The 15,963-nt window shown below is 52.1% G+C and carries 14 protein-coding genes; 9 read left to right on the top strand and 5 right to left on the bottom strand.

Annotated features, from left to right (window positions below; all coding sequences use genetic code 11):
* The first annotated feature begins 5 nt into the window (after nucleotides 1-5).
* The 8 genes from nadD to MN084_RS15810 all read left to right on the top strand — a co-directional run bounded on the left by nadD (nucleotide 6) and on the right by MN084_RS15810 (nucleotide 7,545).
* Nucleotides 6-614: a nicotinate-nucleotide adenylyltransferase gene (gene nadD, locus MN084_RS15775; protein ID WP_241085830.1), complete on the top strand. Its 609-nt coding sequence runs from the start codon at nucleotides 6-8 to the stop codon at nucleotides 612-614.
* 74 nt (nucleotides 615-688) lie between these two features.
* Nucleotides 689-1,051, top strand: a complete 363-nt coding sequence (rsfS, locus tag MN084_RS15780; RefSeq protein ID WP_241085829.1) for a ribosome silencing factor — start codon at nucleotides 689-691, stop codon at nucleotides 1,049-1,051.
* Nucleotides 1,052-1,382: 331 nt separating this feature from the next.
* Nucleotides 1,383-2,141, top strand: coding sequence for a transposase (locus MN084_RS15785; protein WP_330178167.1), 759 nt, complete (start codon nucleotides 1,383-1,385; stop codon nucleotides 2,139-2,141).
* The gene (locus MN084_RS15790; protein WP_241085828.1) at nucleotides 2,134-2,433 is read left to right on the top strand and encodes a hypothetical protein; all 300 of its coding nucleotides are present in this window, start codon (nucleotides 2,134-2,136) and stop codon (nucleotides 2,431-2,433) included. The genes MN084_RS15785 and MN084_RS15790 overlap by 8 nt, the downstream gene beginning before the upstream one ends.
* Before the next feature lie 827 nt (nucleotides 2,434-3,260).
* Nucleotides 3,261-5,234 carry an SLC13 family permease gene (locus MN084_RS15795; RefSeq protein ID WP_241085827.1) on the top strand — a complete coding sequence of 658 codons (1,974 nt, stop codon included), beginning with the start codon at nucleotides 3,261-3,263 and terminating at the stop codon, nucleotides 5,232-5,234.
* Between the two features lie 280 nt (nucleotides 5,235-5,514).
* Nucleotides 5,515-6,057 carry a transposase gene (locus MN084_RS15800; RefSeq protein WP_241085826.1) on the top strand — a complete coding sequence of 181 codons (543 nt, stop codon included), beginning with the start codon at nucleotides 5,515-5,517 and terminating at the stop codon, nucleotides 6,055-6,057.
* Nucleotides 6,054-6,242, top strand: a complete 189-nt coding sequence (locus MN084_RS15805) for a transposase (protein ID WP_241085825.1) — start codon at nucleotides 6,054-6,056, stop codon at nucleotides 6,240-6,242. Before MN084_RS15800 ends, MN084_RS15805 begins: the two co-directional genes overlap by 4 nt.
* A gap of 430 nt (nucleotides 6,243-6,672) precedes the next feature.
* Complete coding sequence (locus MN084_RS15810) at nucleotides 6,673-7,545, top strand: phosphoribulokinase (protein WP_241085824.1); 873 nt, start codon at nucleotides 6,673-6,675, stop codon at nucleotides 7,543-7,545.
* Nucleotides 7,546-7,630: 85 nt separating this feature from the next.
* Here MN084_RS15810 and MN084_RS15815 read toward each other — a convergent pair whose 3' ends face one another.
* From MN084_RS15815 to MN084_RS15835, 5 genes are all read right to left on the bottom strand, one after another.
* Entirely contained in the window at nucleotides 7,631-8,923 is a 1,293-nt protein-coding gene (locus MN084_RS15815; protein WP_241085823.1) for an ArsB/NhaD family transporter, read from the bottom strand.
* 44 nt (nucleotides 8,924-8,967) lie between these two features.
* On the bottom strand, nucleotides 8,968-9,396 hold the full coding sequence (locus tag MN084_RS15820; protein ID WP_241085822.1) for a CBS domain-containing protein: 429 nt from the start codon (nucleotides 9,394-9,396) through the stop codon (nucleotides 8,968-8,970).
* 169 nt (nucleotides 9,397-9,565) lie between these two features.
* The gene (locus tag MN084_RS15825) at nucleotides 9,566-10,963 is read right to left on the bottom strand and encodes a YdgA family protein (protein ID WP_241085821.1); all 1,398 of its coding nucleotides are present in this window, start codon (nucleotides 10,961-10,963) and stop codon (nucleotides 9,566-9,568) included.
* 176 nt (nucleotides 10,964-11,139) lie between these two features.
* On the bottom strand, nucleotides 11,140-13,059 hold the full coding sequence (gene dxs, locus MN084_RS15830) for a 1-deoxy-D-xylulose-5-phosphate synthase (protein WP_241085820.1): 1,920 nt from the start codon (nucleotides 13,057-13,059) through the stop codon (nucleotides 11,140-11,142).
* A 237-nt stretch (nucleotides 13,060-13,296) separates the two neighbouring features.
* Nucleotides 13,297-14,193 carry a LysR family transcriptional regulator gene (locus MN084_RS15835; RefSeq protein WP_241085819.1) on the bottom strand — a complete coding sequence of 299 codons (897 nt, stop codon included), beginning with the start codon at nucleotides 14,191-14,193 and terminating at the stop codon, nucleotides 13,297-13,299.
* Between the two features lie 275 nt (nucleotides 14,194-14,468).
* Between MN084_RS15835 and MN084_RS15840 the strand changes: the two genes are divergently transcribed.
* Nucleotides 14,469-15,854: a ribulose-bisphosphate carboxylase gene (locus tag MN084_RS15840; RefSeq protein WP_241085818.1), complete on the top strand. Its 1,386-nt coding sequence runs from the start codon at nucleotides 14,469-14,471 to the stop codon at nucleotides 15,852-15,854.
* The last annotated feature ends 109 nt before the right edge of the window (nucleotides 15,855-15,963 follow it).

Below are 15,963 nucleotides of genomic sequence, written 5' to 3' on the forward strand. Positions count from 1 at the left end.
ATTGAATGATAGGCATTCTCGGCGGTACTTTCGATCCAATTCACTACGGCCACCTGCGCACCGCGCTGGATGTACTGCAGGCGCTTGGGTTGGAGCAGGTCCGGTTTATCCCGCTGCAAAACCCGCCCCACCGAGGAGAACCCGACCTCTCTCCACAACAGCGCCTGGAGCTGGTCCAGGTAGCGGTGGAAGGGACACCTCAATTCCGCGCGGATGACAGAGAGTTAATACGCCAGGGAAAATCCTACACCGTCGATACACTTTTATCTCTGCGCAAAGAGTTGGGGGACGTCCCCCTCTGCCTGTTGATGGGAAGCGATGCCTTCCGTGGTTTCCCCTCATGGCACAAACCAGAGCAGATATTGGAGCTGGCTCACCTGGTGGTGATGCAACGCCCCGGAGAACACCACCCCGACAACTACAAAACCCGATTTACGGCAAATCCCGACCAGCTTCGAGCCGCACCGGGCGGATCGATCCTCTTTCAGCCGGTCACCCAGCTGGCAATTTCGGCAACAGCCATCCGGGAAATGCTCAGTCAGGGACGCTCCCCACGCTACCTGTTACCGGATAGTGTTCTCAAAATTATCGAAAAAAAGAGTCTATACGGCTGAAAAAAAACGTTAGCGCCATTTTCACTGTAGAATAACGCCTCAATACATTCAGAAACTAACCATCGGACAATTAAATGACGGTAGAAGAACTCCGCGACCTGGCCCTCAAGGCTCTGGACGACATGAAAGCTCAGGATATCAAAGTACTCGATGTAAGAGGCAAAACCAGCATCACTGACATCATGATCATCGCCAGCGGCAACTCGAACCGGCACGTAAAATCCATTGCGGAAACTGTCGCTTTCCAGGCCAAAGAGGCTGGAGAAGCGGCCCTGGGTACAGAAGGACTCACTGAAGGCGAGTGGGCGCTGGTCGATCTTAACGGTGTTGTCGTCCATGTCATGCAATCCAGGGTCCGTGATTTCTATCAGCTGGAACGGCTGTGGGAGATGGATATTCCTACAACCGGGCCAGACTCCGTTGAATCCAGCAGCTAAAGACGCTTGGTATTCCCTCAAAGTAACGCCAGCCTTTTTTAGTGGACCGCTTCGATCGCATCTTTGACCTGCACAAGCTACTACGCGCCGCTAGGCACCCAGTATCTAGAGCCTGCTCATAAACCATAACTCTCTAATATTATTGCCGTAAAGACGCCATATCAGGTATAATAGCGCCTGAAAAGCGAGCCATATCCACCAAAATCCGTGCATCTTATGATTCGATATCACAGCCATAGACAAATCCCTCTCGCCGAATTTGATTGGCCCTTTCAAACAGCACCGGATTAAAGCAACCACTGGGTTAAAATGAGCGAGTGTATTCCCAGGGATGAATTGGCAGAAAGTTACTATCAGGGACTTCGACACACAGGGTCGTTCGGCAAAAGATGCCCGACTGATCATTGGCGCGGTAATCATTAAACACAAGCTCTGCCTTTCCGACAGAGAGATTGTCCTGCAGATCCAGAAATATCCCTATTGTCAGTATTTCGTAGGGCTATCGGGTTATCAGATGGATGTGCCGTTTGCCCCTTCGTTATCTGCTGAGATTTGCAAGCGGATGGGGCCGTCGGTCTTTGAGGCATTTCATGGTGCTGTCATCGATGCGCTAGTAAAGCATAAAGATAAAAAAAGCCCAGCCATTCAGAGTCGACCAGATGAAATAGGAAAGTCGCAACAAAAAGATGATGATGAACCGTCCTCAGTTTCAGGGAGTGCATCTGAAGAAGCATCGGAACGCCAGGGCAAATTGATTCTGGATGCGACAATCCCTCCACGGGCAATTCGTTATCCTGCCGACCTGAGTCTGTTGAGGGAGTTCGGTGAGCAGATCATCGACATCCTCCATCCCAGGACGGTGTTGAAAAAGAAACCTCGAACCTATTGTGAAAAGACGTATAAAGCTTACCTCGCGATAGTGAAGCAGGGGAGGCCTGCCGGAAAGGTATGGCGTTGGGGGATCAAGCAACAGTTGCAGTACTTGCGCCAGAACCTGGACCACATCGAGCGATGGGGGGGAATACTGGCCAAAAGTGGCACTCCTGCCCCGTTGGTTGCTACATCGATATTGGGCGATCCTGATGGATGATCTTCGTTGGGATGCTTTTCGATCTGAAATCTCAGGTTGGAGCTTACCGAACACGCTATGGCTTCTATCCAGAAGTCGTCTCTGGGAGCACCTTCAGGGGACACGAGGCAACCGGCGTTATCTCAAGCAGCACAGCACTCGTTTTGCGGGCAAACTATTAGGATGGTCAAAGAAAGTCGCCGAAGCGAACCGGGAAGAACTGAAGCCTTTGAAGGCACAACGACATGAGGCGTACCTACAGCGTATTTCGGTTGAAGGCAGGTTCGGTCGGGAAAAAACGGCTATCGATTAAACGATAGCCGGGCGAGGCATGTTGACACCTCCACTGCATGGATCAGGCAGTATTTTTCTAGTCCGGAGAAATGGCGTAAAACCCTGACGGTTGATAACGGTAAAGAATGTGCTCAGTTCAAAGAAATTGAAGAGGCCACAGGCATGAATGCTTACTTTGCTGATCTTTATTCCCCCTGGCAACGAAGCACCAATGAAAATACCAAATACCAAATACCAATGGGCGGCTACGCCATTACTTTCCTAAAGGGATCGATTGGCGAAAGGTCACTGATCTAATACTTGCAACTGTGGTGGAAAAACTCAACAATCAATCTCGGAAATGCCTCAATTATCAGACGCCAAACGAAGTCTTTCTGAAAAGTATAGGTGATACATTTACAACTTGTAATCCACCTTGCGCACGTGCCGCTTCGCCACACCATCATTTCATTCGGCGCAGACCACACAGCACTCTCGCAAATGGCCGACAGCGAGCATCCTCCCGATTATTAAGCGCCGATGCAAGATTCTCCTTAACGCACCCGGAAAGTGCTTTACCTCCACCCATGGGGTCAAGTGCATATAAATTCAGAAGGTAGACCAACGCTTCAGCATGAAGCGGTTGCAACAAATCTGCTTTTGCAATGCCCCGCATCTAAAACTCTTTTTTATTAGCGAGATTAACGGGACAGAAATTGCTCAAAACAGGGGCATTGGAAAGGAAAATATAGCGTCCTTTGGCTGACATAAAGATATTAGTCTGTTGGAAGTTAAGTATCTAAATTAGAATATCAGGGTTTTTTGATCGTCTCATGATAGTAATTGTAAAATAATTAGAGCAAAACAATGGCCCAAAAAGAGAAGAAAATACCCACAAAACAGCTAATTAAGAAAAGACTAGCATCCATTGCCATCTTCGTCATGATGGGCATGCTTCTCGCTTATGAGCAGCCAACGATAGAAATCGCATGGGTTACTGCCTTCCTGCTGCTGACTATCTACCTTTTCGCCTTTGAGATTGTCGATGTCGATGTGGCAGCGATGAGCATTATGGTTCTGCTGGGCCTGACCACACTATTGGCGCCGATTATGGGGCTGGGACAGGGGCTGGTCGACCCCAAGCACCTGTTCGATGGGTTCTCTAGTAATGCCGTCATGTCCATTATCGCCGTAATGATTATCGGCGCGGGTCTTGATAAGACCGGAATAATGACCAAGGTAGCCGCTTTTATTCTCAAAACCGGCGGAACTTCAGAAAAACGCATCATTCCGATTATCTCGAGTACTGTCGCCATTATCTCCTCGTTCATGCAGAACGTTGGTGCTGCTGCCCTGTTTCTGCCCGTGGTATCACGTATTTCAGCCCGTTCCGGACTACCGATGTCCCGGCTGCTTATGCCCATGGGCTTCTGCGCCATTCTCGGCGGCACCGTGACCATGGTTGGCTCATCACCGCTGATCCTGCTCAATGACCTGATCCAGACGTCAAATACGGCACTGCCTACTGAGCAGCAGATGGAAGCCTGGGGACTCTTTTCAGTGACTCCGATCGGCTTGGCGCTGGTGGCAACCGGCGTCATCTATTTTGTAGTGGCGGGCCGTTTCGTACTGCCCACCACGACGAAAGAGAGTGGTACTACCGGCTCGGATGTCATGGAGTATTTCCATGATCTGTACGGAATCAAACCCAGCCTGTTCGAGATTGTGGTACCGGACGACAGCGATCTGGTGGGAAAACTGCTGGGCGAGGTGGAAAGCACCTATAGTGTCAGGGCGATCGGTGTTAAATACAGTGGTCAGGAGAGCATGGTTGGCCCTGGTTCAGTGGCTTACGATACCGAGGTAGAGGGTGGCATGGTGCTGGGCTTTTTGGCCGCTAAAATCCACATTGATACCCTGGTCGATAAGTACGATCTGAAGAAACGCACCGAACTGCGGAGTTTCTCAGAGTCACTGTCGGCTTCCAAGGCCGGTATTGCAGAAGTGGTTATACCACCAGGTTCTCAGCTTATCGGTAAAAGCGCACGTGATGTCTGGCTGCGCAAGACCTACGGGCTGAGCATGATCGCGATACACCGTGATGGTGAAACACTGCGCAGTGGCGACCACATCAGAAGTATGCCCTTTCATGCCGGTGATACGCTGGTGACGCATACCACCTGGGACAATCTGGCACGGCTGGAGAATAACTCCAATTTTGTCGTGATCACCACGGAGTACCCGCGTGAAGAGCTGCGTCCAAAGAAGGTGGGATGGGCAGCCCTGTTCTTTAGCATTGCACTGTTTATGGTACTGTTTACCGATATTCGTCTGTCGATTGCTCTGCTTACTGGTGCAGTTGGTATGATCCTCTCAGGGGTACTGAAAATTGATGAAGCCTATCAGGCCGTCTCCTGGAAGACCGTATTCCTGCTCGCCAGCCTGATCCCATTAGGCTTGGCCGTGGAGAGTACCGGTACCGCCAAGTGGATTGCCGACCAGACACTGTCGATTGTCGGCGATATGCCGGTGTGGGTGATACAGGGGGCCGTGGCGGTACTTGCCACCTTTTTTACCCTGGTAATGTCCAATGTAGGCGCCACCGTATTGCTGGTTCCACTCGCCGTCAATATCGCCATCGGCGTGGGTGCCGATCCTGCAGTTTTTGCACTTACCGTTGCCATAGCCACCTCCAACTCCTTCCTGATCCCCACTCATCAGGTCAATGCCCTGATCATGGGACCTGCCGGCTACCGGGTACCTGATTTCATCCGGGCTGGTGGCGTCATGACCATACTGTTTCTGGTCGTCATGATGGTAATGATGGGTATCTTCTTCTGATATCCATGAAATGCTCGGGTAACTGAAAGCATTGGGGCCTCTATAGAAAACGCTTGGCTACCTATTCGAATCATCAACCGCCCCGTTTCGAGCAGTTCATGTTATATTCGGATTTTTTACGACTATTCGGCCTGTTGCCAATCTGTGCAGGCAATTGAGAAGAATAGAGTAATTTCTGTTTTTCAATTATTTGCACAATGAATACAGATAAGGGAGCCTCTGAAAACCTTCCAAAACCAGTGATAATAGTAACCAACTCAACCAACCATTGATAAAAGCCATGCAACCAAGTTTTTTTGATCATCAAGACCGACTTGCCCCCCTTGAGCAACTGGGAGACTCGTTGCCAAAGCTGGAAAGGACCGTAGATTGGGAGACTTTTCGGGTATTGTTGGGCTCAGTTTATAAAAACAGTGATCCCAGTAAAAGTGGGCACCCACCTTACGACGCGGTACTGATGTTCAGTGCGTTGGTCCTACAGCATTTGTTCAATCTATCCGATGATCAAACAGAGTTCCAAATACGGGATCGCTATAGCTTTTGTCGTTTTCTTGGGCTGAGCCCGGAGGGTAAGGTCCCCGATACCAAAACGGTTTGGGTGTATCCTGAGCGCCTGAAAGAACGGGGCCTTGTTGATAAACTCTTTTCAGAACTGTTGATCCAAATTGATGCAGCAGGCTTCAGTGCCCGCAAGGGACAGATTGCAGATGCCGTTATCGTTCCAGTACCCAGGCGACACAATACGCGAGAGGAAAATAGGCAGATCAAAGCCGGGGATAGCCCTGAGGCCGCCAGAAGGATGCTGAAGCCCACTGGACTATGAAGCATGGCAAAACCCACTATGGGTACAAAAACCACATCAGCATAGATCGGAAGCACAAGGTCATTCGCAAGTACGCCATCAGATCAGTAGAAATTCACGATAGTCAGGTCTTCAAGGAACTGCTGGATGAGAACAACAATAATGGCAGTGTCTGGGCCGATTCTGCTTACCGTAGTGCAGAATGAGAAGCCGCTTTACCGGGTGCGCATTACCGCAGTCAGATTCATCGCAAGCCAACACGCAAACGCCCCTTGAATGAACGTGAGCAAGAGGCAAACCGAAAACAACCAAGAGTTCGGGCTCAAGTTGAGCACGTGTTTGCCCAGCAGGCCAATCGACTAGCGCGTAATGCGTAATGCGTAATGCGTAATGCGTAATGCGTAATGCGTAATGCGTAATGCGTAATGCGTAATGCGTAATGCGTAATGCGTAATGCGTCGATTAGTGTAGCTGGCCGGGTGAAGCGAGGTATGGATATGAGTGTTGCCAGAAAAATGAGCGTGAAGATATCGGGCTCTCCAGATTTGCTAGAGATCTATTGGCCTTTGTCGATTTTTTAGAGGTTCCCATAACTCTCAAAATGGAGAATTGAGACAATTTTAGAGGGAAAAACAGATGTCCAGAAAACACCCTATCGTTGCAGTGACTGGCTCCTCAGGCGCGGGCACCACTACCGTCAAGCGCGCCTTTGAGCACATCTTTTTCCGCGACGGCTTCAAGCCTGCCGTTATCGAAGGAGACAGCTTTCACCGCTATACCCGCGTTGAGATGCGCGAGAAAATGACCGGCGGCATGAGCCATTTCGGCCCTGAGGCAAACCGCTTCGATAAAATCGAAGCGCTGTTCAAAAGCTATGCCGAGACCGGTACGGGAGACAAACGCTACTATCTTCACAGCCAGGAAGAAGCTGCTAAGCATAATGCACGCCTTGGCTGTGATCAAAAGCCCGGTGAGTTCACCCCTTGGGAAAAAATCGTAGAGGGAACCGATCTGCTGTTTTATGAAGGACTGCACGGCTTGGTGGAAGACGGGAATGACAACGTCGCCCAGCATGTGGATCTGGGGGTCGGCGTGGTACCCATCGTCAATCTCGAGTGGATCCAGAAAATTTTCCGTGACAACGCAGAGCGTGGCTACAGCGAAGAGGCCATCGTCGATACCATCCTGCGACGTATGCCTGACTACATCAACCACGTCACACCACAGTTCTCGCGCACAGACATCAACTTCCAGCGGGTACCGACAGTGGATACCTCCAACCCGTTTATCGCCCGTGACGTCCCGCTGCCGGACGAGAGCTTTGTGGTCATCCGTTTCAAAGAGCCAAAGAAATTCAACACTGACTTTCCCTATCTGCTCTCAATGATTGATAGCTCATTTATGTCACGCCGCAACTCCATCGTGGTGCCCGGCGGCAAAATGGGTTTTTCCATGGAGATCATACTGCAGCCGATCATTGAGCAGCTGATGGATAATAAAGGCAGCTGATCCAACCAACCCCGGCAAATTCGTTCAATATAAAGGCCGCCTTCGGGCGGTCCTTGTATTTGCCTGGAAAACGGCTGCGATATCATTATGAAGCGGTAAAGAAATCAAAGAAAAGGACAAAAACAAGAGTCGCCAGCAATAGGCCAATCAGGGTAACTGGCAACCCCACCCGCAGCCACTGCATGGGCGAAATACGGGCCTCTAGGATACCACACTTTTCCGACTCTGCAACAACAATCAGATTCGCCGTCGCCCCGATGTGGCTTCCATTACCCCCCAACCCGACGCCTATCGACAGTGCCCACCAGAAAGGCGTGATATTGACGCCCTGACTCTCCAGGCTGAGGATAATGGGAATCATAGTGACGGTAAAAGGGATGTTATCAACTATCGCACTGAGAATAGCGGCCATCCACATAAGAAACAACGAGGCCATCAGTAATTTCCCAGGGTCGCTTGCGATGGGAGCCAACCTCCGCCCCAGATACTCCAGCAGACCGGATGCCTCAACCCCGCCGACAATCACAAACAGCCCGCAGAAGAAGACCAGAACGGACCAGTTCACTTCACCGAACAGTCCATCGGGCTGAGGTCTCAGCAACAGCAACGCCAGCGACAGGCCGATGAACGCCACATAGGCGGGATAGAGATGCAAATGGTGGTGGACAAAAAACAGAATCACAATCACGGCAAGCGAGATAAGCACCCGGATCAGAGCCGAGGGATCCTTGATCGCCTGCCGCTCATCCAACTCCACCACGCCTTGTTTCCCTCCCTTGGCCAGCTCCCTGCGAAACAGCAGCATCAACAGACCAACGGCACCTATCCAGACCAACACAATCGGTGGGCCCATATGGGTCAGGAAGCGGGTAAAATCTATGCCGGCGGCGCTACCAATCATAATATTGGGCGGATCACCCACCAGGGTTGCGGCACCACCGATATTCGACAACATGGCCTCCGCCATAAGGAAAGGCATGGGATTGCGTTCGAGCAGTCGACAGGTGAGCACGGTCAGCGGGGCAAAAACGATCACCGTGGTGACGTTATCAAGAACCATGCTGATCAGGCTGACACCAAGGCACAGATAAAGCAGCAGCAACCGGGCATCACCCCGGGCCAGTTTGGTCATACGGATGGCCAGATATTCAAAAGCACCGGTGGAACGCAGCATGGCCACCACCATCATCATAGCGGCCAGTAGAAAAATAGTATTGCCGTCGATTGCCTGAATGGCAGATTCCTGGCTATAGAAGCCACCAAGCATGCCGATCCACACCATCACCACAGCACCGAGGATAGCCGCACTGGTCCGGTGCAGCAGCTCAGAGAAGATAAGGATATAGCTCCCGACCAGAATGGCCAGGGAGATAAGCATTTCGCTGGTAAACGCCTCCTCCACTAAATTTGACCCAGCAGCATTTACCGAGCCAGTTCCAGACGGGTAATCGATCCCTGGTAGTGCCCTTGATCCATCAGGAACAGGCAAGTGGTATCAAAACTCTCCATAATGGCCAAGGCTTTTATCACCGGGGAGTGGGGAGTCAGCGCAGGGGGGTTCTCATCGACTAATGTCTCCACTGGCTGCTCCAATAACTGTTGAAGGCTGGTCAAGGTGATATTGAGATGATCGATGGCATCACCCAGAAGATGAGCGCCCTTCACCAGATCAGAAGGTAGACCTGCCAGTCTGAATATCCGGTCGATGGTGATTCGACCGGTCACCGCACCACTTGTGTCGCAGAACGGGATTGCTGAGACTTGCTTGTCAACGCACTCAGCCAGCACATCCTTCACCTTCATCCCTGCCCTGGCCACGGCGGTTAATACTGCAATGCCAGATAATTCCATAGCCCACCCGGCAATTGTTAATCAGTATCCGCCCAGAAACAGCACTAAATCGACGAAGTGACCGTAAACAAGGTGCAAAGTACGCAAAGATTACATATTGAAAAACAAAAATAGCCTCCGTGTACTCTGGGCTCCTCTGGATTTTTTGAGTGTTTCCGGATGATTATAATTAGAGTATCGGTATCGGCAACATCTTTCCATTGACGGTCAGCAATCCATCCGAAAGGCTCGCTTTAGTGGTGATATCCCCGCCATCCCTTACCAGCATCTCCTGAAGCAACCACTGCTCCAACTGCTGATTGGCAGCTGTCTTTGCCATGCGGCTCAACTGCTGTTTATCCGGCACGTCGACTCTCTCTCCAGCTTGCCTGCGCTGTTCCAGCCGTTGCGTAACCTGCCTTTCAGCCTGCTGGATAAGAAGTTGCCGAAAAAGCGTTTCAGGCATACGCAGAGATGCATCGACAACCAGCTTGCCCAGTACCGCAGAAATATCCCCGACCTGTTTCCACTCAAGCCCCCCTGATTGAATGGAGAAGTGCGCCTCCACAATGCCATCCGGCGTTTTCACCCGAAGCCGCTCAACAGCCAGACGGGGATCAGACTTCAGAAATTCCGGTCCGCTCTCCATCAGGACGCCCATCACAGCCGTTTGCTTCTCCACTTCGGACAACTGCCTCGTGTTGATCTGTTGCAGCGACTCCTGAAGCTCAGCCATCAATTTGCCTGAAATGTGATCAATCGCCACCTTCAGCTCAGCCGGACCATAAACTTGATCACCAACACTGGCTTTCTCCAGCCGATAGAGTGCAAATCCCGAAACATTACCACCTTCAGCACTGCTCTCCACCTCGATGCCAATACCAGCCAGCCTGATCCGGGTACCAGTAGCAGTATCCTGAATATCAAGATATTCTATCTCGAACTGACCGCCGCCGAGCATAAAACCGGAAGCATCATCAAGCCCGGAACTGGAATTCAGTTCCACCCGGCCGACTTCCAGCAGTTTGGCATCACCCTCAATCAGCTTCAATCCGTTCATATTCAAATGAATATCCGCCTGATCAAGGTCGGAGCTGAAGGTCAGTTCACCCTGCACACCACCAAGCCGGATTCCAGGACGCTTGCCACTGGCGGCAATCTCTACCTGGGGCAGATCCACCTGTGTGGTTCCTGTGCCACCCAAACCAATAGAGGTTCGGATAGTGGCCGGGTAGTCGGCTGGAAAAACCGGCTCACCATCAACCAGCATCTCACTCTCGACCACTGCCATACCCAGCCCTTCCGTGGTCAGGAGACCATGAGAAATATGGCTTAGCAGGGTAAACCTGTACTCTTTGGATTGAATCTGGCCCGTGTCAGATGAAGTCGGAACCATCAGGGATAATTCGGTCTCAGCACGGGAACCAAACCAGCCGCGCTGGTAACTGCGGCCAACGATCTGCAGGCCGCCCTTTTCAAGCCGACTGAGCAACGTTTCATAGCGCTCTTCCGTCTGAAAGCCGATCACACCGGGAATCACCAGAAGGGTCACGCCAAGAATCAGAAATATGACAATTAATCGCTTCATTTAATCCTCTTTCCTGCAATGCCTCAGTAATACCATGCAAATGTTTACGAGTGGGGAAATCAAAAAAACGCGCAACTATTCAGCATAATCTATAGAAATTCTGTAAGTATCAGCTTCAAACTTCACCTTCCTGGTGAATAGTTACAAAATAGCAAAGCGTGCCGGTTGAATAATAATCAAACAGAGCCGATAATTTGGCCTTCATTACTCCCCAATGCCAGGGAAACCGTCCGTAGCAGACCCGCGACATCCAGCCCCGCCTCGCCGAGCTGTTGCTGCTGCGTTGCATGCTCTATAAACCGGTCAGGAAGACCCAGGTTAATGGCATGCACAGCATGCTGCTGTATAGATGCCAGATACTCGTTTACAGCCGAGCCGGCACCGCCCTGTATCACATTCTCTTCCAAGGTGACCAACAACTCGTGGCTGTCGGCCAACGCCAGCACGAGCGCCTCATCCAGCGGTTTTACAAACCGCATATTGACGACGGTTGCATCCAGACGCTCCGCCACCTCCTCTGCAACCGAAAGCAGGCTGCCAAACGCAAGAAATGCCACTTTCCGGCCCTGACGACGAATCTCACCCTTACCCAGAGGCAAAACCTCTAGTGCGGCGGAGATCGCCACACCCGGTCCGGTCCCTCTCGGATAGCGAACCAGCGCAGGTCCCTGATGCTGGTAACCGGTTTGCAGCATCTGCCGACACTCATTTTCATCCGCCGGTGTCATCACCACCATGTTGGGGATACAACGGGCATAGCTAAGATCCAAGATGCCGCTGTGAGTCGCACCATCCGCGCCCACCTGACCGGCACGATCCACCGCAAAGGTGACATCCAGATTTTGCAGCGCCACATCATGCACCAGCTGATCGTAGGCCCGCTGCAGAAACGTGGAGTAAATGGCGACCACCGGCTTGCCCCCATTGCAGGCAATACCGGCGGCAAAGGTAACGGCATGCTGCTCAGCAATACCGACATCGAAATACCTATTCGGGAAGCGTTTGGAGTACTCAACCATTCCCGACCCTTCGCACATGGCAGGCGTGATGGCGACCAGACGATCATCTTCAGACGCTGCATCACACAGCCACTGGCCAAACACCTTGGTGTAAGTCGGGCCACTGGCCGGCTTCTGATTCATCTTGCCGGTTTCGAGGTTAAACGGGGTGACGCCGTGATAGACACAGGGATCACCTTCTGCCGGTTTATATCCTCGCCCCTTTTGTGTCACTACATGGAGCAGCCGTGGTCCCGACATCGCCCTCATGTTTTTCAGCGTTGTAACCAGGGTCTCCTGGTCGTGGCCATCGATCGGGCCAATATAGTTAAAACCCAGCTCTTCAAACAGTGTGCCGGGCATCACCATCCCCTTCATATGCTCTTCCCAGCGCCCCACCAACTCACTGATATTAGGCATATTGCTGAGGGCCGATTTCCCCCCTTCGCGCACACTGGTATAGAATTTACTGGAAAGAACGCGGGCGAGGTGGTTCCTGAATGCTCCGACCGGAGCCGATATGGACATATCGTTATCATTGAGAACTACCAGCAGATCCAGGTCCAGGGCGCCGGCATGATTCAACGCCTCGAAAGCCATGCCGCCGCCCATGGCGGCATCACCAATCACCGCAACGACGTTACACCGCTCACCACGCTGTTTGGCCGCCACCGCCATACCCAGGGCTGCACTGATAGAGGTACTGGCGTGGCCGGTTCCAAAAACATCGTACTCACTCTCGTCCCTGCGTGGAAAACCGGAGAGGCCCTCTTTCTGGCGCAAAGAGCCCATCTGCTCGCGCCGGCCGGTAAGAATTTTATGGGGATAGGCCTGATGTCCCACATCCCAGATCAGAGGATCATCGGGTGTATCAAAAACATAATGGAGAGCAATGGTCAGCTCGACCACACCCAGGCCTGCCGCCAGATGCCCTCCTGTCCGGGAGACCGTATCGATCAGAAACCGCCGCAGTTCACCAGCTAATACATTGAGTTGCGGCAGGGATAGTCGGCGCAAATCAGCAGGCAGGTTAATGCTGCCAAGCAGATCACCCGCATTGGATTTAGTACTCCCGCTATCAACTGGCCGTTTTGACATACCCTATCCCGGTTAATGCGCTCTTGAGAACCGCGTTAAACCCTGACCTCTGCCGAACCCTTGAGTCCATCCCAGTGCCACAAAACGAACCATTCTAGCCTACCAACACAACTTTAGTCGCTATCTATTTTCAGGCCGCCCATGGGCAGCCCGAATAGATGTAAACTCGCAATGGCGCAGTGCCACTGTTAAAAAAAGGGTATGGGCTCTTTAAGAATCCACCTAAGTTTTGATGGGCTAAACACCCTTCATTGCATCGCTCAGAAGATACGCTTTAAATGCCTGAGCAGAAGGAGAGAGGCGCTTGCCGCGACGGTGAACGATGTACCATTTCCGGTTCAACGGGAAGGCTTCCACATCCAGAACCGCCAGCCGCCCCGTCTCCATCTCCAGTTCCATGGTGTGGGTTGAGATAATCCCCAGGCCAAGTCCGGCTCTCACCCCTTGTTTGATCGCCTCAGTACGAGTCATCACCATCCCCTGTTTAATAGTGATGCCCCGCTTTTCAAAAAAGCGCTTCATCGCGAGCCGCGTACCGGAACCCGCCTCCCGCATCAGAAAAGTCTCTTCAGACAGTCGGCTTAATGCGATCTTCTTCACACCTGCTAAAGGATGGTCCACAGGTGCAATCACCACCAATGGATTATCCATGAAGGGTACGGCATCCAGATCCAGCCCCTCAGGTGGCTGTCCCATAAGCACCAGATCTTTTTCATTCTGCTCCAGCAGGCGCACCAGGTTTTTGCGATTGGTCACTTCAAGGCTCAGTTTTACCTTGGGATAGAGATGGGAAAAGCCACCCAGTGCCCTTGGAGCAAAATAGTTGATGGTACTGGCCACCGCGATATCGAGACGCCCACGATTCAACCCTTTGAGGGATTCCATCACCTCTTCCATATCTTCCATCTGGCCGAAAATCGAACGGCCATAGCCATGCAGCTCCCTTCCCGCCTCAGTCAGAAGCACTTTCTTCCCTATTTTCTCAAACATAGGTAATCCGATAATCTCTTCCAACTGCTTGATCTGCATAGAGACTGCCGGTTGACTCAGAAACAGCTCTTTTGCTGCCCGGGTATAGCTGAGATGCGTAGCCACAGCCTCAAAGACCTTCAACTGTCTAAACGTAATACTCATAATTGTTCCCGTCAACATCACCTTGAAAGGTAGATTTTCAATCACAACCTACAGATGTTTGCGGGAGGGTGTGGATATGCCCTTCTGCACAGACTTTACTGATAACTTACCCTGAAGGAGTACAAGCATAACATTTGCCTTATGGTTTCCATCAAAAACTTTGAATTTTGTTTATATCATAAGGCAGCTATATTTCGTCCCAGTCCTGGCGGGCCGTTACTGAAACAGCCCGCCGGAAATCCACGATAAACCTAACAATACAGAGGTTACGCATCATGGCCCTTGACCAATCCAGTCGATATTCCGACCTGAGTCTGAGAGAAGAAGAGCTGATCGCCGGAGGCAAACACATTCTTTGCGCCTACAAGATGAAACCGGCTACCGGCCATGGCTACCTGGAAGCGGCCACCCACTTTGCAGCCGAGTCCTCTACCGGCACCAACGTTGAGGTCTCCACCACCGACGACTTCACCAAGGGCGTTGACGCACTGGTCTATTACATCGATGAGGCCACAGAGGATATGCGCATCGCCTATCCGATGGAGCTGTTCGACCGTAACATCACCGATGGCCGCATGATGCTGGTCTCCTTCCTGACTCTGGCGATTGGTAACAACCAGGGCATGGGCGACATCGCCTATGGTCAGATGATCGACTTTTTCGTACCCCCCCGCGCCATCCAGCTGTTCGATGGCCCGGCCAAAGACATTTCCGACCTGTGGCGCATCCTCGGCCGCCCGTTGGAAAATGGCGGCTACATCGCCGGCACCATCATCAAGCCCAAGCTGGGCCTGCGCCCCGAGCCCTTCGCCGAAGCCGCCTACCAGTTCTGGCTGGGTGGCGACTTCATCAAGAATGACGAGCCTCAGGGCAACCAGGTGTTCTGCCCTACCAAGAAGGTAATCCCTCTGGTGGCTGACGCCATGAAGCGCGCCCAGGACGAGACCGGCGAAGCCAAACTATTCTCAGCCAACATCACCGCCGACGACTACCATGAGATGTGTGCCCGTGCGGACTATATCCTGGAAGTCTTCGGTGAAGACGCCGATAAAGTCGCCTTTCTGGTTGATGGTTTCGTCGGTGGCCCAGGCATGATCACCACTGCCCGCCGTCAGTATCCGAACCAATACCTGCACTACCATCGTGCCGGCCACGGCATGATCACCTCGCCTTCTTCCAGACGTGGTTACACTGCGTTTGTTCTGGCCAAGATGTCACGTCTACAGGGTGCCTCCGGTATCCATGTCGGCACCATGGGCTACGGAAAAATGGAAGGTGGCGCTGACGACAAGATCATCGCCTACATGATTGAGCGTGACGAGTGCCAGGGCCCGATCTACAACCAGAAATGGTTTGGTATGAAGCCTACTACCCCGATCATCTCCGGTGGCATGAACGCCCTGCGTCTCCCAGGCTTCTTCGAGAACCTGGGCCACGGCAACGTGATCAATACCGCCGGCGGTGGCTCCTATGGCCACATCGACAGCCCAGCTGCCGGTGCGACCTCTCTGCGTCAGGCCTACGAGTGTTGGGTAGAGGGTGCCGATCCGATTGAGTTTGCGAAAGAGCACAATGAATTCGCTCGCGCATTCGAATCCTTCCCACACGATGCCGACGCTATCTTCCCAGGATGGCGCGACAAGCTGGGCGTACACAAGTAAGTTGGACGCTTAGCCGGAAAAACCCCCGCCACTATGTTGCATAGAGCGGGGGCTTTTTTTTCACCACAGAGGTGGAAGCGGCATCATTGTCGATGCTGCCATATCCGTA

The sequence above is a fragment of the Candidatus Vondammii sp. HM_W22 genome, assembly GCF_022530855.2.
Lineage (GTDB): Bacteria > Pseudomonadota > Gammaproteobacteria > Chromatiales > Chromatiaceae > Vondammii.

Bases quoted from the DNA above. Each gene is read 5' to 3' on its own strand.
- MN084_RS15815 (WP_241085823.1), bottom strand. From the start codon at position 8,923: ATGCTTATCTCCCTGGCCATTCTGGTCGGGAGCTATATCCTTATCTTC.
- MN084_RS15805 (WP_241085825.1), top strand. From the start codon at position 6,054: ATGAAGCATGGCAAAACCCACTATGGGTACAAAAACCACATCAGCATA.
- MN084_RS15795 (WP_241085827.1), top strand. From the start codon at position 3,261: ATGGCCCAAAAAGAGAAGAAAATACCCACAAAACAGCTAATTAAGAAA.
- nadD (WP_241085830.1), top strand. From the start codon at position 6: ATGATAGGCATTCTCGGCGGTACTTTCGATCCAATTCACTACGGCCAC.
- MN084_RS15800 (WP_241085826.1), top strand. From the start codon at position 5,515: ATGCAACCAAGTTTTTTTGATCATCAAGACCGACTTGCCCCCCTTGAG.
- MN084_RS15840 (WP_241085818.1), top strand. From the start codon at position 14,469: ATGGCCCTTGACCAATCCAGTCGATATTCCGACCTGAGTCTGAGAGAA.
- MN084_RS15785 (WP_330178167.1), top strand. From the start codon at position 1,383: ATGAATTGGCAGAAAGTTACTATCAGGGACTTCGACACACAGGGTCGT.
- MN084_RS15810 (WP_241085824.1), top strand. From the start codon at position 6,673: ATGTCCAGAAAACACCCTATCGTTGCAGTGACTGGCTCCTCAGGCGCG.
- dxs (WP_241085820.1), bottom strand. From the start codon at position 13,059: ATGTCAAAACGGCCAGTTGATAGCGGGAGTACTAAATCCAATGCGGGT.
- MN084_RS15790 (WP_241085828.1), top strand. From the start codon at position 2,134: ATGGATGATCTTCGTTGGGATGCTTTTCGATCTGAAATCTCAGGTTGG.
- rsfS (WP_241085829.1), top strand. From the start codon at position 689: ATGACGGTAGAAGAACTCCGCGACCTGGCCCTCAAGGCTCTGGACGAC.
- MN084_RS15835 (WP_241085819.1), bottom strand. From the start codon at position 14,193: ATGAGTATTACGTTTAGACAGTTGAAGGTCTTTGAGGCTGTGGCTACG.
- MN084_RS15820 (WP_241085822.1), bottom strand. From the start codon at position 9,396: ATGGAATTATCTGGCATTGCAGTATTAACCGCCGTGGCCAGGGCAGGG.
- MN084_RS15825 (WP_241085821.1), bottom strand. From the start codon at position 10,963: ATGAAGCGATTAATTGTCATATTTCTGATTCTTGGCGTGACCCTTCTG.